At 61.1% G+C, this 19,182-nt stretch carries 21 protein-coding genes; 11 read left to right on the top strand and 10 right to left on the bottom strand.

Going from position 1 to position 19,182, the window contains the following annotated elements; translation table 11 throughout:
• The 8 genes from K2Q04_RS15285 to K2Q04_RS15250 all read left to right on the top strand — a co-directional run bounded on the left by K2Q04_RS15285 (position 1) and on the right by K2Q04_RS15250 (position 10,316).
• The gene (locus K2Q04_RS15285; RefSeq protein WP_291165480.1) at positions 1-621 is read left to right on the top strand and encodes a cytochrome c oxidase assembly protein; all 621 of its coding nucleotides are present in this window, start codon (positions 1-3) and stop codon (positions 619-621) included.
• A gap of 125 nt (positions 622-746) precedes the next feature.
• A complete protein-coding gene (locus K2Q04_RS15280; RefSeq protein WP_291165478.1) occupies positions 747-1,685 on the top strand; it encodes a cytochrome c oxidase subunit 3 in 939 nt (312 codons plus the stop codon).
• Positions 1,686-1,865: 180 nt separating this feature from the next.
• The gene (locus K2Q04_RS15275) at positions 1,866-2,210 is read left to right on the top strand and encodes a DUF983 domain-containing protein (RefSeq protein ID WP_366935758.1); all 345 of its coding nucleotides are present in this window, start codon (positions 1,866-1,868) and stop codon (positions 2,208-2,210) included.
• Between the two features lie 2 nt (positions 2,211-2,212).
• Positions 2,213-3,007, top strand: coding sequence for an SURF1 family protein (locus K2Q04_RS15270; protein ID WP_291165476.1), 795 nt, complete (start codon positions 2,213-2,215; stop codon positions 3,005-3,007).
• An 87-nt stretch (positions 3,008-3,094) separates the two neighbouring features.
• Positions 3,095-4,489 (top strand): threonine synthase, encoded by a 1,395-nt coding sequence (gene thrC, locus K2Q04_RS15265; RefSeq protein ID WP_291165474.1) that lies wholly within the window; start codon positions 3,095-3,097, stop codon positions 4,487-4,489.
• 2 nt (positions 4,490-4,491) lie between these two features.
• On the top strand, positions 4,492-5,793 hold the full coding sequence (locus K2Q04_RS15260) for a pitrilysin family protein (protein WP_291165472.1): 1,302 nt from the start codon (positions 4,492-4,494) through the stop codon (positions 5,791-5,793).
• Positions 5,794-5,799: 6 nt separating this feature from the next.
• On the top strand, positions 5,800-6,408 hold the full coding sequence (locus K2Q04_RS15255) for a GNAT family protein (protein ID WP_291165470.1): 609 nt from the start codon (positions 5,800-5,802) through the stop codon (positions 6,406-6,408).
• 14 nt (positions 6,409-6,422) lie between these two features.
• Entirely contained in the window at positions 6,423-10,316 is a 3,894-nt protein-coding gene (locus K2Q04_RS15250) for an EAL domain-containing protein (RefSeq protein WP_291165468.1), read from the top strand.
• A 33-nt stretch (positions 10,317-10,349) separates the two neighbouring features.
• On the opposite strand, the gene K2Q04_RS15245 is transcribed toward K2Q04_RS15250, so the two are convergent.
• Complete coding sequence (locus tag K2Q04_RS15245) at positions 10,350-10,967, bottom strand: YqgE/AlgH family protein (RefSeq protein WP_092868422.1); 618 nt, start codon at positions 10,965-10,967, stop codon at positions 10,350-10,352.
• A 173-nt stretch (positions 10,968-11,140) separates the two neighbouring features.
• Here K2Q04_RS15245 and K2Q04_RS15240 point away from each other — a divergent pair, with 173 nt between their 5' ends.
• Together K2Q04_RS15240 and K2Q04_RS15235 are read left to right on the top strand one after the other, a co-directional pair.
• A complete protein-coding gene (locus tag K2Q04_RS15240; protein WP_291165465.1) occupies positions 11,141-11,968 on the top strand; it encodes a protein-disulfide reductase DsbD domain-containing protein in 828 nt (275 codons plus the stop codon).
• Between the two features lie 79 nt (positions 11,969-12,047).
• The gene (locus K2Q04_RS15235; protein ID WP_291165463.1) at positions 12,048-12,545 is read left to right on the top strand and encodes a peroxiredoxin; all 498 of its coding nucleotides are present in this window, start codon (positions 12,048-12,050) and stop codon (positions 12,543-12,545) included.
• Here K2Q04_RS15235 and rnhA read toward each other — a convergent pair.
• From rnhA to ispH, 3 genes are read right to left on the bottom strand one after another with little or no spacing between them, the layout of a single operon-like run.
• Positions 12,537-13,022 (bottom strand): ribonuclease HI, encoded by a 486-nt coding sequence (gene rnhA, locus K2Q04_RS15230; RefSeq protein ID WP_291165461.1) that lies wholly within the window; start codon positions 13,020-13,022, stop codon positions 12,537-12,539. The genes K2Q04_RS15235 and rnhA overlap by 9 nt on opposite strands.
• Complete coding sequence (locus K2Q04_RS15225) at positions 13,019-13,990, bottom strand: homoserine kinase (protein WP_291165459.1); 972 nt, start codon at positions 13,988-13,990, stop codon at positions 13,019-13,021. The genes rnhA and K2Q04_RS15225 overlap by 4 nt, the downstream gene beginning before the upstream one ends.
• Positions 13,991-14,011: 21 nt before the next feature.
• Positions 14,012-15,016 carry a 4-hydroxy-3-methylbut-2-enyl diphosphate reductase gene (gene ispH, locus K2Q04_RS15220; protein ID WP_291165458.1) on the bottom strand — a complete coding sequence of 335 codons (1,005 nt, stop codon included), beginning with the start codon at positions 15,014-15,016 and terminating at the stop codon, positions 14,012-14,014.
• 127 nt (positions 15,017-15,143) lie between these two features.
• Between ispH and K2Q04_RS15215 the strand changes: the two genes are divergently transcribed.
• Complete coding sequence (locus tag K2Q04_RS15215; protein ID WP_291165456.1) at positions 15,144-15,845, top strand: hypothetical protein; 702 nt, start codon at positions 15,144-15,146, stop codon at positions 15,843-15,845.
• A 140-nt stretch (positions 15,846-15,985) separates the two neighbouring features.
• Here the strand turns inward: K2Q04_RS15215 and K2Q04_RS15210 are convergent, their stop codons facing one another.
• The 6 genes from K2Q04_RS15210 to K2Q04_RS15185 form a co-directional block, all read right to left on the bottom strand.
• Positions 15,986-16,477: a F0F1 ATP synthase subunit B gene (locus K2Q04_RS15210; RefSeq protein WP_291165455.1), complete on the bottom strand. Its 492-nt coding sequence runs from the start codon at positions 16,475-16,477 to the stop codon at positions 15,986-15,988.
• Between the two features lie 11 nt (positions 16,478-16,488).
• Entirely contained in the window at positions 16,489-17,067 is a 579-nt protein-coding gene (locus K2Q04_RS15205) for a F0F1 ATP synthase subunit B' (RefSeq protein ID WP_291165453.1), read from the bottom strand.
• Between the two features lie 45 nt (positions 17,068-17,112).
• Positions 17,113-17,337: a F0F1 ATP synthase subunit C gene (locus tag K2Q04_RS15200; RefSeq protein WP_045835060.1), complete on the bottom strand. Its 225-nt coding sequence runs from the start codon at positions 17,335-17,337 to the stop codon at positions 17,113-17,115.
• Positions 17,338-17,400: 63 nt separating this feature from the next.
• Complete coding sequence (locus K2Q04_RS15195; RefSeq protein WP_291165546.1) at positions 17,401-18,117, bottom strand: F0F1 ATP synthase subunit A; 717 nt, start codon at positions 18,115-18,117, stop codon at positions 17,401-17,403.
• A gap of 50 nt (positions 18,118-18,167) precedes the next feature.
• The gene (locus tag K2Q04_RS15190; protein WP_291165451.1) at positions 18,168-18,584 is read right to left on the bottom strand and encodes an AtpZ/AtpI family protein; all 417 of its coding nucleotides are present in this window, start codon (positions 18,582-18,584) and stop codon (positions 18,168-18,170) included.
• A gap of 245 nt (positions 18,585-18,829) precedes the next feature.
• Entirely contained in the window at positions 18,830-19,153 is a 324-nt protein-coding gene (locus tag K2Q04_RS15185) for a hypothetical protein (RefSeq protein ID WP_291165449.1), read from the bottom strand.
• Positions 19,154-19,182: the final 29 nt, after the last annotated feature.

Here is a 19,182-nt window from a genome sequence, read left to right as displayed (position 1 = left end):
ATGACGAAGAACCCACTCGGACAGCAGGATGCCGAAGTTGCCGCAAAGTCCGCTCGCCAGAACCGGCGGGCTGTTTACGGTTGCCTTGCTGGCCTCGCGGTCATGGGCTCGATAACCGCGGCCTCGCCGACTCTTTACACGATGTTCTGCAAGGCGACCGGATACGGTGGCACGACGCAGCGCGCCGATGCCAACACGGGCAAGGTGCTCGACCGCACGATCACGGTGCGGTTCGATTCAAACATTGCGCCGGGTCTTTCCTGGACCTTCGAGCCGGACGTCAGGAAAATGGAAGTGAAGATCGGCGAGACAGCGCTGGCTTTCTTCCGCGCAACAAACAATTCCGACAAGCCGGTAACAGGGCAGGCGACGTTCAACGTCACGCCCGAAGCGTTTGGCTCCTACTTCAACAAGATCGAATGCTTCTGCTTCAAGGAGCAGACGCTGCAGCCGCACCAGAGTGTGGAAATGCCGGTGACCTTCTTCCTCGACCCAAAGCTGGTCGAAGACAGTTCGACGGCGCTCCAGCCTGAGGTCACGCTGTCGTATTCCTTCTTCGCAGCCGAGCATCCGAAGGCGACAGCCGAGGTTGCGCCCGCGCCGCCGAAGACGGGGGGCTGAAGACGAATGCAGACTGAAGAAAACATGAAAGAGGATCGAAGGACGAGACGGGGCGCTAACACCGCCACGTCGAGCTTTCGATCCAAGCAAGAACGGGCCAGAGCCTGAAGGGGACGGAGACGGAAATGGCTGATACGCACGCAAAACACCACGATTATCATCTCGTAAATCCGAGCCCTTGGCCGGTCGCGGCCTCAATTGCGGCGTTCATCATGGCGGTCGGCGCCATCGCATGGATGCGCACGCACGTCGATGGAGAAGGCGTCCTTGGCGTCAAGGGGCCGTGGCTCTTTGGGGTTGGCGCGTTCGCTGTCATCACAGCCGCATGGGCTTGGTGGATCGACGTCATCCGCGAAGCCAATCAGGGTTTCCAGACACCCGTCGTTCAGCTGCATCTGCGCTACGGCATGATCTTGTTCATCGCCTCGGAAGTGATGTTCTTCGTCGCTTGGTTCTGGGCTTATTTCGATGTCGCACTCTTTCCCGCGGGCGTCCACGAACTGATGAACAACCCAGGCCAGACCGTCGGCTTGGTCGCACGTGACGAGCTCTTTGGTGGCCACTGGCCGCCGGCCGCCGTCGATCCGACTGCAGCGACGGTTCCGGGCTTTTTCAAGCATACGTTCGACCCCTGGCATTTGCCGCTCGTCAACACGCTCATTCTGTTGACTTCGGGTTGCACGGTCACCTGGGCGCACCATGCACTGCTGAAGAACGACCGTCGTGGCCTCGTGATCGGCCTCATCCTCACGGTCCTGCTCGGCATGACGTTCACGACGCTTCAGGCGATTGAATACAGCGAAGCTGCGTTCAGCTTCCCTGGCCACAGCTACGGTGCGACATTCTTCATGGCGACCGGCTTCCACGGCGCGCACGTGATCATCGGCACGATCTTCTTGCTCGTGTGCTTGGTCCGTGCCCTGCGCGGTGCATTCACTCCGCAACAGCATTTCGGCTTCGAGGCTGCTGCTTGGTACTGGCACTTCGTTGACGTCGTCTGGCTGTTCCTGTTCGCCTGCATCTACGTCTGGGGCGCGGGTCCGATCGCGCCGGGCGCCCACTAACGCTCGCTCATCGGAAGCAAACGGAACTTTGCAGGAGGCGGCCGAAAGCCGCCTCTTGTATTTCAGGCGCGGCGCTATTCGGAGTTGCACTGCGGGGCCTGACGCGCCAGGGTCCTCTGCAAATTTGAGCTGTCAGAAATCGAGATTGCTGTGGTCACTCCCACCCGGCCCGTTTCGCCGATCGTAACCGGACTGACATGCCGGTGCCCGCGGTGTCGCAAGGGCAAGCTTTTTGTCAATCTGTTGAACATGCGCGACCGCTGCGACAATTGCGGTCTCGATTACAAGTTCGTTGATACGGGCGATGGACCGGCAGTCTTCGCCATCTTCATTCTCGGGTTTCTCTGCGTCGGAGGCGCGCTCGTCGCGGAATTCAAGTTCGGCGTGCCGTGGTGGATGCATGTGTTGCTCTGGGGTATCCTCACCCCCGTCATCGCCGTTTTTCTTTTGCGCTTCCTCAAGGCGTCGCTGATCGCGCTGCAATTCAAGAATAAGGCCGAGGAAGGCCGTCTCGCCAAGGAGTGACTATGTTCGCGCGCTGGCGCGCCGCAGGTCTGATCGTACCCACCATTCTGACCCTCGCCATGCTGCCGGTCCTCATAGGGCTCGGCAACTGGCAATGGCACCGGATGGCTTGGAAGGATTCGCTGATCGCGAAGATCGACGAGCGGGTGAAGGCCGACCCCGCGTCCTATCCGGAGGTGCTGTCGGAATACGTCAAATCCGGCGATGTCGAATACAAGCACATGCGCGTCACGGGCACGTTCGACCATAGCCGCGAGCGCCATCTCTATGCCCCGACAACAGCCTCGCAGGGATGGCACGTCTACACGCTGCTGGTCCCGGAAGGCGGCTTGCCGCCCATTTTCGTCAATCGGGGTTGGGTCCCCGACAAGTTGAAGGATCCCTCGAAGCGCGCCGAAGGGCAGGTTTCGGGCCCCGTGACGGTCACCGGCCTCGTGCGCCTCGCCCAGCCCAAAGCGGCGTTCGCCCCCGACAACGATTACGCGGGAAACCGCTGGTATTGGCGCGACCTCGACGCCATGCAGTGGGGACCTCAAGGGGCGCCCACGCCGCTGCAATTCAATGCCGAGAAGAGCCAGGCTTACGCACCGTTCTCCCTCGATGCCGATGCGCTGCCCGAAAACCCGGGCGGCTGGCCGAAAGGCGGCACGACTGAGATCAATCTGCCGAACAACCATCTCCAGTACGTCGTTACATGGTATGGGCTCGCCGCAACGCTGATTGTCGTGTTCGCGATCTTTGCTCGGCAGCGACTTGAGAGTGCGAATAACGACGAAGTACAACCAAAGAAAGAATGATTCGCGTCGGCGCGGACCAGGGCTCGGTTGTTCGCTTACGCCCGTCGAACTAGGCTCGCCCGGTAGAATTAGGCAAAGAGAGCAGATTTGAAATACATCTCAACGCGCGGGGAAGTCGAAAAACTTGGTTTCGAGGACATTCTCCTCGCTGGTCTTGCGCGGGACGGCGGTCTCTACGTTCCTGAGAGCTGGCCCACCCTCGCACCCGCCACGATCGCGTCATTCCCGAAAAAGTCATTCGCGGCAATCGCCGTCGACGTCATTCACCCGTTCGTGGGAGATGACATAACGCGCGCTGATCTCGCCCGCATGGCGGAGGAAGCCTACGCAACGTTCAACAGCGCCGAGGTTACGCCGATCCACCCGTTGCGGCCCGGACAGACGATCCTCGAACTCTTTCACGGTCCGACGCTGGCGTTCAAGGACGTCGCGATGCAGCTGCTTGCGCGGCTGATGGATCACGTTCTGACCAAGCGCAACGCGCGGGCGACGATTGTCGGCGCGACGTCTGGCGACACGGGCGGCGCCGCGATCGAGGCGTTCAGGTCCTCAACGCGCGTCGACGTCGTGATCCTCTTTCCCGAGGGCCGCGTCTCCGATGTGCAGCGGCGCATGATGACGACGCCGAAGGAAAAGAACGTTCACGCCGTCGCCGTTCGCGGCAGCTTCGACGACTGCCAGGCGCTCGTTAAAGGCATGTTCAACGACCATGCATTCCGCGACCGGGTCGAGCTGTCCGGCGTCAACTCCATCAACTGGGCGCGCATCGTCGCGCAGGTGACGTACTACTTCTACGCGGCGTCGCGTTTGACCGGTCTGCAGGGCCCGCTGTCATTCTCCGTCCCGACCGGAAATTTCGGTGATATCTTTGCAGGTTACGTTGCAAAGCGCATGGGCTTGCCCATCGACAAGCTCATCATCGCATCGAACGAAAACGATATCCTTCCGCGCGCAGTGGAAACCGGTGTTTACGCGATGAAAGGCGTCGTTCCGACGACGTCGCCGTCGATGGACATTCAGGTCTCTTCGAACTTCGAGCGCTACCTCTTCGAGGCCTCGGGACGCGACGCGGCTCTCGTCCGCAGCATGATGGGCTCGCTGGCAGCCAATCGGCGCTTTGAACTCGGCGCCCTCTGGCCGGCGCTCAAGGCTGACTTCGCCGCCACGGCGGCGTCCGAGACCGATGTGGCGGCCACCATTCGCGCGACCGCAACGAAAACCGGTTACGTCGTTGACCCGCACACGGCGTGCGCGCTCTTCGCGGCCGAACAAGCGCCTGCCGGTGAAACGGTTGTTCTCGCGACCGCCCACCCCGCGAAATTCCCCGATGCCATCGAGGCGATCACAGGCAAGCGACCTGCACTGCCTCAAGGGTTTGAGCACCTTATGACCGACGACGAACGGTTCGAAGTTTTGCCGAACAGCTTGAGTGCAATCCAAGAGTTCGTACTGCACCACAGCCGCGTCGCGTCGGGGGTATAGCGATGGCGACCGGACTCACCACGCTGCCGAACGGACTTCGCATCGTCACGCACCGGATGCCGTCTCTCGAAACGGTCTCGCTGGGCGTCTGGGTCGCGGTCGGCGCGCGCCACGAGCGCGAAGACCAGCACGGGCTCGCGCATTTCCTCGAGCACATGGCGTTCAAGGGAACGAAAACCCGCTCCGCCCGCCAGATCGCCGATGAAATCGAAAGCGTCGGTGGCGACCTGAACGCATCGACCGGCCTCGATACGACCGCCTATTTTGCGCGCGTCCTGAAGGGCGACGAGCCCGTCGCGCTGGAGCTCATCGCCGATATTCTGCTGAATTCGAAATTCGCAACTGACGACCTCGACCGCGAACGCGTCGTCATCCAGCAGGAAATTGCTGCGTCCGACGATAACCCCGACGACATCGCCTTCGACCTGATGCAGGGCGTTGCATTTCCGGGCCAATCGATCGGGAGGCCCATACTCGGCACCAAGGCGAGCGTCGGCCGATTTACCGCGGCCGATCTCAGATCCTATCTGGATGAGCACTATATCCCTGACACGATTGTGGTTTCTGCTGCCGGCGCCGTCCAGCACAAAGACATCGTCCGCCACGTTGAGGCCCTATTCGGCGGGCTCACTCAGAGGACACGGGGGCTCGACTCGGCCGCGCAATACCGGGGTGGCTTTGCGGCGTCGAGTAAACCGTTCGAGCAGAGCCATGTTTTGATCGGGTTGCCGTCACCCTCGTATCTGGACCCGGCGTTCTATACGGCGCAGGTGTTCTCAGGGTTGTTCGGCGGTGGGATGTCGTCGCGGTTGTTTCAGGAGATTCGCGAGGATCGAGGCCTTTGCTACTCGATCGACTCGTCGATTTGGGGACTGAGGGATACCGGAATGCTGTCCGTGCACGCAGCGACTGGACCGGAGATGGTCGGCGAACTCGCCGATGTCGTCGTCCAACAGCTGACCGAGATCGCCGAGACCGGCCCGACGGACGCCGAGCTTCAGCGTTCCAAGGCGCAGCTCAAGGCGGGCTTGCTGATGGCTCTCGAGAGTTCAGCCGTCAACGCCGAGCAGATGGCGCGGCAGTTGCTTTCGCAGGGCCGCCTCATTCCCGTTCCCGAGCTGATCCGCGAGGTCGATGCCGTCGATCACGAGCGCATCAAGACGTTCGCGCAAACGTTGACAGAAGAAGCGCCGTCCGTCGCGGTGATCGGTTCAGGCCGAAAGTCCAACGGCCAAGCCTCGCGCATTGCTGGAAGGTTCACGCCACGCGAAACGCGGATGGCTGCTGCCGACGGAACGAGGTGAGACAGCGTGGCATTTCTTCGCTCCATCCGCCCTGATGAAGATTTCGAGACCGTACAGGGCCCCGCGCTGACGCTGCGTCAACCGGTGGCGTCGGATTACGCCGAATGGTCCGACCTCCGGGAAGCCAGCCGAGCCCACCTCACGCCTTGGGAGCCGACGTGGGCGCAGGATGATCTTTCACGCACCATGTTTCGCCGTCGGCTGCGCGCCTACGCGAAGGACGTGCACAACGACATCTCGTATCCCTATTTCATTTTTGAAAATGCGACGGGCGCCCTGATCGGCGGCGTAACGCTCTCGAATGTCCGGCGCGGATCCGCGCAAACGGCGTCGCTCGGCTACTGGATGGGCGTGAACTACGCAGGCCGTGGCCACATGCGCGAAGCCGTCAGCATGATCCTGCCGATGGCCTTCAATGTTCTGCGGCTGCATCGCATCGAAGCGGCGATCATGTTGACGAATTATGCGTCCATGCGTGTTCTCGAATTTGCCGGCTTCCAGCGGGAAGGGCTCGCGCGCGCCTACCTCAAGATCAATGGCCGGTGGGAAGATCACTTGCTGTACGCGCGTCTTGCCGTTGGGCCGGTCCCCGGCGGAACGGAGCGGGGGCGCTGATGGGAGCTGGGGGGATGGACTGGGGGAGATACGGCAAATCCTGGCTGTCCATGCTGGGCGTTCTGGCGTTGTGCCTCATGGCGCTCGCGGGACGAGCCGAAGCCCTGACCCCTATTCCCGTGCAAGGCGATCAGGATCGCCTCGAGATCACGACGCTCGGCGAAGCCTACGAAGGCCGCGGCGACAGTCTCCAGGTCGAAACCGCCCCGGGCGCTGACGGCGTTACAGGCCGCATGACGGTGCGAGCCTCCGTGCCGGGCACCAGCCCGAACTGGATGGTGTTCGCGCTCACCAACAAAACCGACAAATCCCTCGAACGGCTGCTGACCGCCGACCGCTACACGATCGTCGGCTCGGGAACGGTCTGGCCCGATCTCGATGCACGCCGCATCGAAAGCGTCACGCCCTCGGTCGGCTTCGTGCCCGAGCGCATCAAGAGCGATAAGGCCGACGTGTTCCGCATCACGCTCGAGCCGGGTCAGACGATCACCTACGTCGCCGAGCTTGCCGGCGAGCGCTACGCGCGCATGTATCTCTGGCAACCGATCGATTACGAAATCAAGAGCCGCGACCGTCAGCTATTCAACGGTGCGATGCTCGGCCTGACCGGCCTGCTCGCGATCTTCCTGACGGCGATTTTCGCAGCCAACCATAAACTGATCTTCCCCGCTGCGGCGCTCGTCGCCTGGACGGTGCTCACCTATCTCTGCGTTGATTTCGGCTTCTTCCATAAGCTGTTCAACTTGCGGCCCGAGGATAACGCCGTCTACCGAGCGGCGGGCGAAGCCGCGATGGCGTCGAGTTTCGTCATCTTCCTCACGACATTTCTGCGCCTCGCGTTATGGCACGGCCTGGTCCGGATGATGATCGGCGTCTGGATGGTGGCGCAGCTGACGCTCATTGCCGTCGCCGTCATCGATCCTCGTCTCGCTGCAACGTTTGCGCGTCTTTCGTTCCTTGCGATTGGCGGCGTCGGCGGCCTCTTCACCATTTTCCTGGCGGCGAAAGGACAGGATCGCGCGCTCTCGCTCGTGCCGACATGGCTGCTCTTCCTCGTCTGGATTTTTGCGACGGGAATGACGCTCAGCGGCCGCATGTCGGGCGACGTCGTAGTCGCGAGCCTCGTCGCCGGCCTCGTCCTCGTCGTCATTCTGATGGGCTTCACGGTAACGCAGTTCGCGTTCCGCTCCTCCGATATGTCTTACGCGGGCGCGCCGACGGAACTGACAGGAAGATCGCTGGCGCTTGCAGCATCCGGATCGACCGTTTGGGAATGGAACATTCGCCGCGACGAGATCAAGGTCGGACCGGAAGTCGAGGTCGCGCTCTCGTTAATGCCCGGCGAGCTATCGACCAAGGTCGACGAGTTCCTGAAGCACGTGCACCCGACCGACAAGGAGCGCTTCCGCGTCACGTTGATGTCGGCTCAGGAACGCTCCGGGATAAGGATCAAAAGCGATTTCCGCCTGCGCCACGCGGACAACAGCTGGCGCTGGTTTGAACTCGAGGCGGCGAGCGTGCCGAACTCCGATGGCCGGACGCTACGCTGCGTCGGCCTCCTGCGGGACGTGTCCGATACCAAGCGGGCCTATGAGAGACTCCTGCACGATGCCGTCCATTGCAGCCTGACGGGCCTTCCAAACCGCGAGCTGTTTCTCGATCGTCTCAAGACGGTCATGATCCGCGCCAAGACCGACAACACCGTGAAGCCCGCGGTTATCTACATCGACATCGACAAGTTCAAGAGTGCGAACGCGTCCCTCGGCCTCGTCCGCGGCGATAGCCTGCTGTTGACAGTTGCCAGCCGTCTCCAACGTCATTGCGGACCGCAGGACACCGTCGCGCGCGTCGGCGGCGATCAGTTCGCTATGTTGTTCACTGGCGAGCGCGAAGCGCGGAACCTTCCGGCGCTTGCCGAACGCGTGCGCCGCTCGCTTCGCGCACCGATAGCGCTCGCAAATCAGGAAGTCGTGCTGACCGGTTCGATTGGCATTGCACTTTGGGACGGAACGCAGGGCGCAGACGGCGATCTGCTGAATGATGCCCAGCTTGCGATGTACCGCGCGAAGCAAGGCGGCACCGACCGTATCGAGACCTTCGAACCTGGAATGCGCCGCGACCGCAATATCAATGCCGAGGTCGAGGCCGATCTCGCGCGGTCGATCGAAAAGGGCCAGCTCAAGGTCCTCTATCAGCCGATCGTCTATCTTCCGACCAAAGAGCTCGCAGGCTTTGAAGCCCAGTTGCGCTGGGACCATCCGAAGCTCGGTCTCGTGAACCCGCTCGCGGTCATTTCCGACACTGACGATACCGAGCTTCTCATTAAGCTCAATTCTCATCTCCTGCTGCGAGCGGCAAAGGACGTGGCGCGCTGGGTGTTGGAGCTGCCGCGTTCCGAGCGCCCGCTGTTCGTCACCGTGAATGTTTCGGGACGCCAGCTTTTCCGGCCCGAGTCGGTGCAGGAAATCCGACAAATCCTCGGCCGCAACATCGCGCCCGTCGGTACAATGAGGCTGGAGATTGCCGAGAGCCTGCTCATGGATAATCCGGAGCAGGCAGTAGAGGTTCTGAAGCTGTTGCGCGGTTCGGGCGTCGAGCTGACGCTTGACGACTTCGGCACGGGCTTTTCTTCGCTCGCTTATCTCCATCGTTTCCCGTTCGACACGATCAAGATCAACGGCGAACTTGTCCGCGGTAGCGGCACGGGCGACGGCGCGGCGATCGTGCGCTCGATGGTTGCGCTTGCTCACGAACTCACGAAGACGATTGCGGCCGAAGGCGTCGAACGCGCCGACGAAGCCAGCTTCTTGCGCTCGATCGGCTGCGAATACGCGCAGGGCTACCATTTCGGAGAGCCGATCCCCGATCGCGCCGTTTCCCAGCTCTTGAAGATGGTCCGGCGTTCCGAGCGTAAGCTGCAGCCGCGCGGCTTCTTCCGGCCGAAGCCGAAAAGTCCAAGCAAGGAGATTGCGAAAAAGCCGGCACGCGCGCTTGCCCCTCCGGCCAAAACACCATCGCCCGAAGAGAAGCCGGTCGACCCGGCCCGGATTGCTGCGGCCGCAAAGCAAGCAGCCCTGCCATCAGGGTCCGTCGTGCGCCAACGTCAGAAAGCGGCACCGACACCAGCCCCGGCACCCGTAAACGCCAAGGCGCGCATGAACGGCGCTGCCGCGATCGCACCCCCTTTGAATGGCGCACTCAACGGTGCACTGAACGGCGCAGCGAATGGGCGTTCCGATAACCGCCAGCGGACAAACGACGCGCCTGTCGCCCCACCGATCTCGATGCCGGCGCCGTTCCCGCAGTCGGCTCAGCCGAAGCAACAGCCTCCGGCACAATCACGGCCTCTTGCAGCGAAGGGAGCTGACGCGGTCCCACCGCCTCACAACGTGGCGCCACATCTCGCGCCGCCGCCAGCAGGCCTGCAGAAGCCAAATTCGCAGCCGGGGTTGCAACCAAGTCTGCAAAACGGAAGTCCGCTGCCTTCAATCATGCAGCCTCCGAAGGATCGGGCCCCCGAAAAGGCCCAGCCGAATATCGTCTCTCCGCTGGCGGACGCGTTGGCCCGAGCCAGCGCCGCGCCGCCACCGGCCCCGGCGGCTATGCCCCCGCTTCCAACCTCGCCTTTGGCCGCTCCGTCGATCGTGCCGGCGTCGCTGAGAAGCGATACGCCGACCATTGTACCGCCGCCGGGCGCCCCGCCGCCCCTGCCGTCCAATGGCGCCGGCTTCCCGTCTCAGCCGTCGACACAGCCGGATTTCTCGACGCTGCCGCCCTCGATCGCAGCCAGCCTGGCAAGACTAGCCGGTACGCCTCTGCCGACGGGACGAACAAGCGGCGGCCCGGCTACGCCCGACGCGACGACGAGCGAGCAGAAGGCAGCCCCCAAGGTGAGCTCGGGAGCCTGAATTAAGGCAACGGGATAGGGGAAATCAGGGACCCTAGGCGTGTCCGGCGTCGCTGACGAGGTGCGACAGATCGATTCCCATTTTTGCCAGCGCCCGGGAATATTTGTTTTCGAGATCCTCGTCGAAGATCAGTTCCGGATCGGCCGGGCAATGCAGCCAACCGTTGGCTTGCATCTCGATTTCGAGCTGCCCCGGCGACCAGCCGGCGTAACCGAGCGCCAGCAGCGCCCGGGCGGGACCGCGGCCTTGCGCGATGGCCTTTAAAATGTCGATCGTCGCCGTCAAACAAACGCCCTGCTCGATCGCGAGCGTCGAATCCTCGGAAAAATAGTCGGAGCTATGCAGCACGAACCCGCGACCCGTCTCGACGGGGCCTCCGACTTGAATGGAAAGCGACAGCACCTCGCTCGTGATCTCATCATCGGGATTGCGGGACGATATGCCCAGCCGTTCCAGGAGATCCGGCGCGGTGATGTGGTTAGCGCGCTGATTGATGATGAGGCCCATGGCCCCTTCCGGCGAATGGGCGCACATGTAGATGACCGAGCGCTGGAATCTCCGGTCAGTCATCGCGGGCATGGCGATGAGGAGCTGCCCTTCGAGCTTTATGTCTGGCCCGCCTGTCTGGCCCGTCTGTCGGCTTGCTTTCATATGGGTGAGACTAACCCCATAGTACGCCGACGTGAAGATGCCCAAGAATGCAATAAAGACGCCTCTCTAACGCCAAGCTTCGCCCCAGCGTATAATTCGAGAGAAAACTTATGCGGCCCGGGAACGCCTCTGAAGGCGCGATCGTGAAACCAATCATCGAAAGGCGAAATGTTGTGATCAGATTGGCTATAGCGTTTTTTGTTCTCAGCACCGTCGCAGCGTGGAGCGATCCAGGCCCCGTCGCCTCCGATTGGCATGAAGGGTTCAACAACAAGGCGCGGCTCGTGGCCGGACGCGCGACGAGGGGGCAAGAGCCCGGACTCTACGCGGGCGTCGATGTGGCGATGCCGGACGGTTGGAAAACATATTGGAAGTCGCCGGGTGACGCGGGCGGCGTACCACCCGATTTCGACTGGCAGGGATCCGACAACCTTGCCTCGGCGACCGTGCTTTATCCGGCTCCGCATCGCCTGCACGACAAGGCGGGAGATGTCGTCGGATACAAAAACGGCGGCGTCCTCTTTCCCGTATTGGTGACGCCGAAAGACGCGAGCAAACCGGTCACGCTCCATGGCAAGGTCTCTTACGGGGTCTGCAAAGACATCTGCATTCCTGCAGAAGCCGAGCTGCAACTTGTCATTCCCCCCGACGTTGGAACGTCCGACGAGCTGTCGAAGGTCCTCACCGAGGTTCCAGGCGTGAAACCGCGACCTGGGATCGATCCGGCGCTCGCCGCTTGGCGTCTCGATCAAAGCTCCGGCAAGCCGAAGCTCGTTCTGGACGTCGAGACGGCCGCTCCGCCAACCGCCGACGCTTTCGTTGAAGGGCCAGGCGGCATTTATGTGCCGTTGCCGAAACGGATAAAGGACGATGCAGGCAAGGCCGTATTCGAAGTCGATCTGACCGATGGCGTCGACATCAAGGATCTGAAAGGGAAGCCCCTGACGGTCACGATGATCGACGGCAAGGGTCAGTCCGAGACGACGATTACGCTTGAGTAGCCGTTTGCAGTCGCTACATAGAAACCGCCTGCCACGAGCCGACGGAGCGACATGGGGCGCGCAAACCCAGAGGGACGATATGGCGATCAAGGTCGGAGATCATCTGCCGGACGGCAAGTTCACAGTGATGGGAGCTAACGGACCCGAGCCTAAGTCGATCAGCGATGTCTTCTCCGGCAAGAAAGTCGCGATCTTTGCCGTCCCCGGCGCCTATACGCCGACCTGCAGCAAGAGCCATATGCCGGGCTTCGTCGATCGCGTCGACGAACTCAAGGCAAAGGGGATCGACACCATCGCCTGTACGGCCGTGAACGACATTTTCGTTCTGACGAACTGGGCGAAGGACACCGGCGCGACCGGCAAGATCGAAATGCTGGCAGACGGCTCCGGCGATTTCGCCAAGGCCGTTGGATTGGAAATCGATCTATCGAACTTCGGCCTCGGGTTGAGGTCGAAGCGCTACGCGATGCTGGTCGACAACGGCGTTGTCAAAGTCTTGAACGTCGAGGACAGCACGCCCATCGCCGAGAAGTCGAGCGCGGCGACGCTCTGTTCGATGATCGACCGCTCACTTTGAGTTGCCGGCAGGCAGACTAGCGCGGCCGCCGGACTTGAACGGCGCCATGGCGATGCGCGCTAGCTCATCGGCGCGCTCGTTCTCCGGGTGACCGGCATGGCCCTTCAGCCAGTGCCACGTCACGTGATGCTTGCTGCGGAGCGCGTCGAGCTCTTGCCAGAGTTCGGCGTTTTTAACCGGCTTCTTGTCGGCGGTCCGCCAGCCGTTTTTCTTCCAGCCGTGAATCCATGACATGATGCCGTTCCGGACATAGACGCTGTCCGTGAAGAGATCGACCTCGCTCCTCTTCTTCAGCGCTTCGAGAGCGGAGATTGCCGCCTTGAGCTCCATGCGGTTGTTCGTCGTCAGTTTCTCGCCGCCGTTGATTTCCTTGCGGTGCTCGCCGGAAATCAGTATCGCGCCCCAGCCGCCGGGCCCGGGATTTCCCGAGCAGGCACCATCGCTATAGATCAGAACTTTCGGTCGTTCGTCGGTCATGAAGTGAGCTGTGCCGTGTAGTCGGCAATACTGCCGACGGATTGGTGAAATTTGAGCCGCCGAACATAGTCAGCGGGATCTTTGCGAGCGACCAGCGCATCCTTCGGCGTGTTGAGCCAGTCGTAGCTGCGCGTCAGCAGAAAGCGCATCGCCGCACCGCGGGCAAGCACCGGCATTGCCGCGCGCTCGGCATCGGTCAAGGGGCGAACGCTATCGTAACCGGCGAGAAGCGCGGCTCCCTTCTGCGGCTCGTATTGCGATTTCGCGTCGAAGCACCAGGCATTGAGGCACACGGCAATATCGTAGGCGAGGGCATCGTTGCACGCGAAGTAGAAGTCGATGATGCCGGAAAGCGCGTCCTCGACGAAGAAGACGTTATCCGGAAAGAGATCCGCGTGGATGACTCCCTGCGGCAAATCCTTCGGCCACGAGAGCTCGAGATAACGAAGCTCGTCCGCGATCAGATCGTGAAGGCCGTCGCAGATTTCTTCCGTTCGTGACGAAAACTTGTCGAATAGCGGCCGCCAGCCGGCGAGACCCAACGCATTGGCTCGCTTCAACGGAAAGCCTTCGCCCGCGATATGCATTTGCGCGAGCGCCTTCCCAAGCTCTTGGACATGGACGACCTTGGGCCGCTTTGGCCAAACGCCTTCAAGGAAAGTAATGAGCGCTGCCTGCCGCCCCGCAAGCTCGTTGAGAATGCGGCCGCTCTTGTCGCGCACTGGCAGCGGACAAGTCACGCCCGCCGCCGAAAGATGTTCCATCAATCCGAGGAAGAACGGCAAGTCGGCAGGATCGACGCGCTTTTCATAGAGCGTAAGAATGAAGGTTCCGTCTGTCGTGTGCACCAGATAGTTGGTGTTCTCGACGCCTTCGGCGATACCTTTGAATGAGAGCAGCCTGCCGAGCGCATATCCATCGATAAAACGCGCAAGTTCGTCGTCGCTGACTTCGGTATAGACGGCCATGTTCCCGCGCGCTGAATGGAGCTAGTGCTGCTGCTCGATGGGAGCGCGCGCGACTCGGACTTCTCGCGGCACATTGAAGATCACGCGCTCCTCGAGCGTCGTGACGACGTCGATGGTGATATCATAGCGGCTGCGGAAGGCTTCGACCACTTCTTCGACGATAATCTCGGGCGCCGAAGCTCCGGCTGTGATGCCGACGGTCTGCGCGCCTTCGAGCTTCTCCCACGGAATGTCCGCCGCGCGTTCGACGAGGAAGGAAAATTTGCAGCCCGCGCGTGCTGCGACTTCGACCAGGCGAAGCGAATTCGAGCTTTTCGGACCGCCGACAACGATCAGGCCGTCGATCTGCGGGGCCAAGGCTTTGACTGCGTTTTGCCGGTTGGTCGTTGCGTAGCAGATGTCCTCTTTGACCGGGCCGCCAATCCCGGGAAAACGCTCCTTCAACACGGCAACGATCTCGGCGGTATCGTCGAGCGAGAGCGTCGTCTGCGTAACATAGGCGAGGTTCGAAGGGTCTTTCGGTTGGAAGGCGCGCACGTCCTCGACGGATTCGACGAGCGTTATCGCGCCTTCGGGAAGCTGCCCGAGCGTGCCGACAACTTCCGGATGCCCACGATGGCCGACCAGCAGAATCTCGCGGCCCTGCTCGTGGTGACGAGCCGTTTCCATATGGACTTTCGACACGAGCGGACACGTCGCGTCGACGACGAACATGTTCCGGCCGCGCGCCGCTTCGGGGATCGCCTTGCTCACGCCATGTGCCGAAAAGATCACGGGCTGCGAGGTATCTGGAATCTCATCCAGCTCCTTCACAAAAACGGCGCCTTTAGCTCTCAGGGAATCAACAACATAACGGTTGTGCACGATTTCATGTCGAACGTAGACGGGGGCGCCGAATTTCGTCAAAGCCTGTTCTACGATTTGAATCGCGCGATCGACACCGGCGCAGAAACCGCGCGGGGCAGCAAGTAGGATCTTGAGAGGCGGCTTTTGCACGGTCGCTTTGGTTTGGTTAAGGCCCGACATGGAAGAAAGACGTCCTTTATACTCGTTCGACAGGCATGAAAATGCATTTGAGGGCCGCAGGTATCGGATGCTACGGTGCTTTTCGGACAATACAAGGGGCCGGGACTTTGAACCTTGGGGGTCAACGTTGCTCAATTCGGGTTATCGGCATCCTTACAACAAGGATGTGACGGCGGCGCGCCGTTTGTTTGCGCCGGCCCGGACGTGCGCAACCGCTTCGCTTGCGGTCACGCTGGCGGCGCTGGGCGGCTGCGGGATGTCGTCTTTGACGTCAGGCCTCGGCGGCGGCATGTTCGGCGGCGGCTCGTCTGAAAATCCACAGATTTCCTCGGTGTCTGAGGCCCAATTGCTCGACGCCGCCAAATCGAGCGACCCGACGACGGGCAGTACCTTTGTGGGCGCGGTCGACGCCGGCTGTCCGCGGCTCATTATCGCGCCGCATGACAACTACATCACATTCTATCAAGCTGGCCGCGTGGGCGACGCTCTCGCCGTCGCGCAACGCGGCGAAATCACGAAGACCGCTCGCGAATGCCAAATCGAGCCTGGACGCGTGACGGTGAAATACGGTTTCTCCGGCCGCCTCCTTCTCGGCCCGAAGGGACAACCCGGCAACGTCACGTTGCCGATCACGGTCGCCGTCAACGATTCCAAGCGCACCAAAGTCGCGAGCGACAGCGTGAAGGTCGACGTCAACGTCGGCCTCGACAAGCCGATCAGCTATTTCTCGACAGTGCGGACCGTTACCTTCCCGATCGCGGAAGGATCGCGGCCCGGAGAATATGAGCTCATCGTCGGCTTCGACAGCCACGCTCCAAGCTCTGGCTGAAGCAAGTTCTCGCTGAAGCCGCTCCAGGCCGAGGCCAGAACCACAGCGGCACTAGAAGCCAGCCACCCCATTCCTCGCATAACAAAAAAGGCCAAGCGTGAGCTTGGCCTTTTTTGATTTCAGATGATGGAAAGCTCGACTTAGTTGAGCTTGCCCTTGAGGTCGCTGATCGAGCTGGACACCAGCGCTTCGCCCGTGGTGCCGGATGCGCGTGTCTTCAGGATTTCGTGCGCAGCCGCAATCGCCGTTTCGATCGCCGTCGAGCGGACTTCGCTCAATGCCTGGGATTCGGCACGAGCAATCTTATCCTCGGCGATCTTCGAACGTCTCTCGAGGCTCTCGATGAGCGCCTTTCGTGAGTCGGTCGCAAGCGCCTCAGCCTCGATCTTGGCCTGCTCGATGATGGACTTCGCTTCGGTCTCGGCTTCCCGAGCCTTCCGCTGGTAGTCCGACAGAAGAGCCTGAGCCTCCTCGCGCAGCTTCCGTGCCTCGTCGAGTTCCTTGCGGATCGCGTCCGCACGATCATCGAGCGACTTCGTAACGATGGCCGGCACGCGGTAATAAAGCACGACGGCCACGAATACGACGAAGGAGAGTGCGACCCAGAAAAGAGGATCGTTTGGATCAAACATCTTCTAAATCCTCACTCGCCCGCCACAGGGCGGAGCACCTTCTTCACGTCATCAGGCGATACGTTCTGCCCGATGAGCTTCTCGACGACGGCTCTCGCCGTGTCCGTTGCGATATCGCCGATCGCCGACGTCGCCTTGGACTTCGTCGCGGCAATACGCTTATCGGCGTCACGAAGCTTCGCAGCGATCTGATCGTCGACGCGGTGACGCTCCGTTTCCGTTTCGGCGGCGAGCTTTTCGCGCGTGTCCTTGGCAATGCTCGAGGCATTGGAACGAGCGTCGGCAAGTGCCTTTTCGTAATCGGCGAGCGCCTTGTCGGTGTCAGCCTTGAGCCGTGATGCGGCGTCAAGATCGCGTTTGATACGGTCGCGACGCTCTTCGAGAACGTCGGCGACGCGCGGCAGCGCAATCTTCCACATAATGAAGAGCAACGTCACGAACGTTAGCACCAGCCAGAAGAGCTGGGGCGCAAAATGTTGCGTATTGAGCTGCGGCAAGCCGACGGACTCGGGAGGCAACGCACCCGATTCAGCGACTTTCTCGGCCGCCTCTGCGGCGACCGCTAGCAGCATGGTCGTGCCGGCAAACATTGTAGCCTCCGGTTGCTTGGGCGTATTCTAGTCTTCAGCCCAGTCTCAACCGTAGAGAATGATGAGCGCGATCAGAAGACCGAAAAGGCCCGTTGCTTCAGCAAGAGCGAAGCCGATGAGCAGGTTCGTGAACTGGCCGGGTGCAGCCGACGGGTTGCGCATCGCGCCCGAGAGGTAGTTGCCGAAGATGTTGCCGATGCCGACGCCGGCGCCGATCAGAGCCGAGCAGGCAAGGCCTGCACCGATCATCTTTGCTGCTGCGAGTTCCATTTCAAAGTCTCCCTTTGCTTCGCTTTTTGCGTTGGAATTTCGAGATCCTGTAGCAGGACCTGATCAGTGGTGCATGTTCACTGCATCGTTGAGATAGATGCAGGTGAGAACGGTGAAGATGAGCGCCTGAAGGAACGCCACGAGCAGCTCAAGACCCGTAAAGGCAACCATGAAGCCCGCCGGCGCGATCTTGCCCCACCAGGGAAGCATCACTGCAAAGCCCGCGAAGACTTTGAGCATCGTGTGGCCCGCCATCATGTTGGCGAAGAGACGCACCGAGTGGCTGATCGGACGGATGAAGTAGGAGATGAGCTCGATCGGCACGATGACGGGCATCAGCCAGAACGGCACGCCCGAGGGCACGAACAGCTTCAGATACCCGAAGCCATGCTTCCAGAAGCCGATGAACGTCGCGATGAGCCAAACCATTGCGGCAAGCGCGAAGGTCACGATGATGTGGCTGGTGACGGTGAAGTTACCGGGGATGAGGCCGATGACGTTCAGCACGAGAATGAAGATGAAGATCGTGAACACCCACGGGAAGAACTTCATTCCCTCTTCGCCGAGGTTCTCTTTGACCATTCCGGCGACGTATTCGTAAACGATCTCGGCCATCGATTGAATGCGCGAGGGGACGAGCGAACGGGCGTTCATCGCGTAAATCATGAAGCCGGAAATGAGAACGAGCGCCACGACCATCATCAGCGATGAGTTCGTGAACGAGATGTCATGACCTAGAAAATTGAGATCCCAAAGTTTCCGGATCTCGAATTGTTCCATCGGACTGTGATGTCCGGCACCTTCAGCGGCCAAGATAACCCCCTAGTGTCTCATTCGCCGTCGTCGTCATCTTTGACGGACGGTGCCGCTCTTTGTAGCGGCTCGTTTTCTGCCTGCGCCTTTTGAGCTGCGCGGACAACATTCAGAAGACCAGCCGCAAAGCCCATGATCACAAGCAGGACCATCAGCCAGGGCGCCGTGCCGAACTGCCTGTCGAGTGCCCATCCGAGCCCGCCGCCGACGACAACGCCGACAAGAAGCTCAGCAGCAAACTTGGAGGCTGCTCCATAGGCGGACTTCGAAGATCCACCCGTTGCCGACCGATCGGCCTTCGCCCGCTGCGCTTTTTTTGATTGAAGCGCATCGAGCTTTTGGCCAATTTCCGCCGACCGCTTGCGTATTGCTTCGCGGTCTTCCGGGCTAATTTCACCAGGTTCCGGACGCTGACCCTTGCCATCGGCTGACATGGTTCAATCCTTCCAGAACACGAGGAAAAACGGCCTCTCGGGGGAGATCGACGGCGCGGACCATAGATTTGGGGTCTAGGGGTGTCAAGGAATTGGGCAATATGAGCATCGCCTCGGGGTACGGCTAAACCGCGCAGGCCTGCCATGCCATATTGCGTGCGCTGCAAAATGGAAAAGCCTTCCCGCGATGGGGAAGGCTCATCAACTCGAAGCAGCAACTCGGGCCGCTGCTTTTCGGGTTCGTTTTACGGATTGGATGGGGCCTGCTGAGCCGGGGGATTGGCCTGCGGGGATGCCGCCCCTGAAGGTTCGGATGAAGGTGCTGTCGACGCCCCCGCTGGCGCCGCCTGCGACGTCGCGCTCGGCTCACTAAGCTTGCCGCCGGAGGAGTAATCCATCCTGTCTCGTGTCGTCTGCCAGAACCCTGCGACCAACGCGACACCGACCACGACCGCAAGCGCCATCGAACCCAGCAGAACCCGAAAGTTCGTTCTCCTGGGCGAAGCCTGCCGTGCTTCCGTCGGGTCGATCGAGTCGCGTCGCGACCGAGGATCGATTGGTGATTGCATTGGGCGATCTCCTTTCTCGATGAAAGGGA

The sequence above is a fragment of the Hyphomicrobium sp. genome (genome assembly GCF_019753045.1).
Classification (GTDB): domain Bacteria; phylum Pseudomonadota; class Alphaproteobacteria; order Rhizobiales; family Hyphomicrobiaceae; genus Hyphomicrobium_B.
The sequence above is the reverse complement of the archived record's forward strand: the minus strand, read 5'-3'. Positions and strand labels throughout refer to the sequence as shown.

What these genes read in the sequence shown, in the direction of transcription:
- K2Q04_RS15285 (WP_291165480.1), top strand. Translation starts at nt 1, where the DNA reads ATGACGAAGAACCCACTCGGACAGCAGGATGCCGAAGTTGCCGCAAAG.
- K2Q04_RS15280 (WP_291165478.1), top strand. Translation starts at nt 747, where the DNA reads ATGGCTGATACGCACGCAAAACACCACGATTATCATCTCGTAAATCCG.
- K2Q04_RS15270 (WP_291165476.1), top strand. Translation starts at nt 2,213, where the DNA reads ATGTTCGCGCGCTGGCGCGCCGCAGGTCTGATCGTACCCACCATTCTG.
- K2Q04_RS15260 (WP_291165472.1), top strand. Translation starts at nt 4,492, where the DNA reads ATGGCGACCGGACTCACCACGCTGCCGAACGGACTTCGCATCGTCACG.
- K2Q04_RS15250 (WP_291165468.1), top strand. Translation starts at nt 6,423, where the DNA reads ATGGACTGGGGGAGATACGGCAAATCCTGGCTGTCCATGCTGGGCGTT.
- K2Q04_RS15245 (WP_092868422.1), bottom strand. Translation starts at nt 10,967, where the DNA reads ATGAAAGCAAGCCGACAGACGGGCCAGACAGGCGGGCCAGACATAAAG.
- K2Q04_RS15235 (WP_291165463.1), top strand. Translation starts at nt 12,048, where the DNA reads ATGGCGATCAAGGTCGGAGATCATCTGCCGGACGGCAAGTTCACAGTG.
- rnhA (WP_291165461.1), bottom strand. Translation starts at nt 13,022, where the DNA reads ATGACCGACGAACGACCGAAAGTTCTGATCTATAGCGATGGTGCCTGC.
- K2Q04_RS15225 (WP_291165459.1), bottom strand. Translation starts at nt 13,990, where the DNA reads ATGGCCGTCTATACCGAAGTCAGCGACGACGAACTTGCGCGTTTTATC.
- ispH (WP_291165458.1), bottom strand. Translation starts at nt 15,016, where the DNA reads ATGTCGGGCCTTAACCAAACCAAAGCGACCGTGCAAAAGCCGCCTCTC.
- K2Q04_RS15210 (WP_291165455.1), bottom strand. Translation starts at nt 16,477, where the DNA reads ATGTTTGATCCAAACGATCCTCTTTTCTGGGTCGCACTCTCCTTCGTC.
- K2Q04_RS15205 (WP_291165453.1), bottom strand. Translation starts at nt 17,067, where the DNA reads ATGTTTGCCGGCACGACCATGCTGCTAGCGGTCGCCGCAGAGGCGGCC.
- K2Q04_RS15200 (WP_045835060.1), bottom strand. Translation starts at nt 17,337, where the DNA reads ATGGAACTCGCAGCAGCAAAGATGATCGGTGCAGGCCTTGCCTGCTCG.
- K2Q04_RS15195 (WP_291165546.1), bottom strand. Translation starts at nt 18,117, where the DNA reads ATGGAACAATTCGAGATCCGGAAACTTTGGGATCTCAATTTTCTAGGT.
- K2Q04_RS15190 (WP_291165451.1), bottom strand. Translation starts at nt 18,584, where the DNA reads ATGTCAGCCGATGGCAAGGGTCAGCGTCCGGAACCTGGTGAAATTAGC.
- K2Q04_RS15185 (WP_291165449.1), bottom strand. Translation starts at nt 19,153, where the DNA reads ATGCAATCACCAATCGATCCTCGGTCGCGACGCGACTCGATCGACCCG.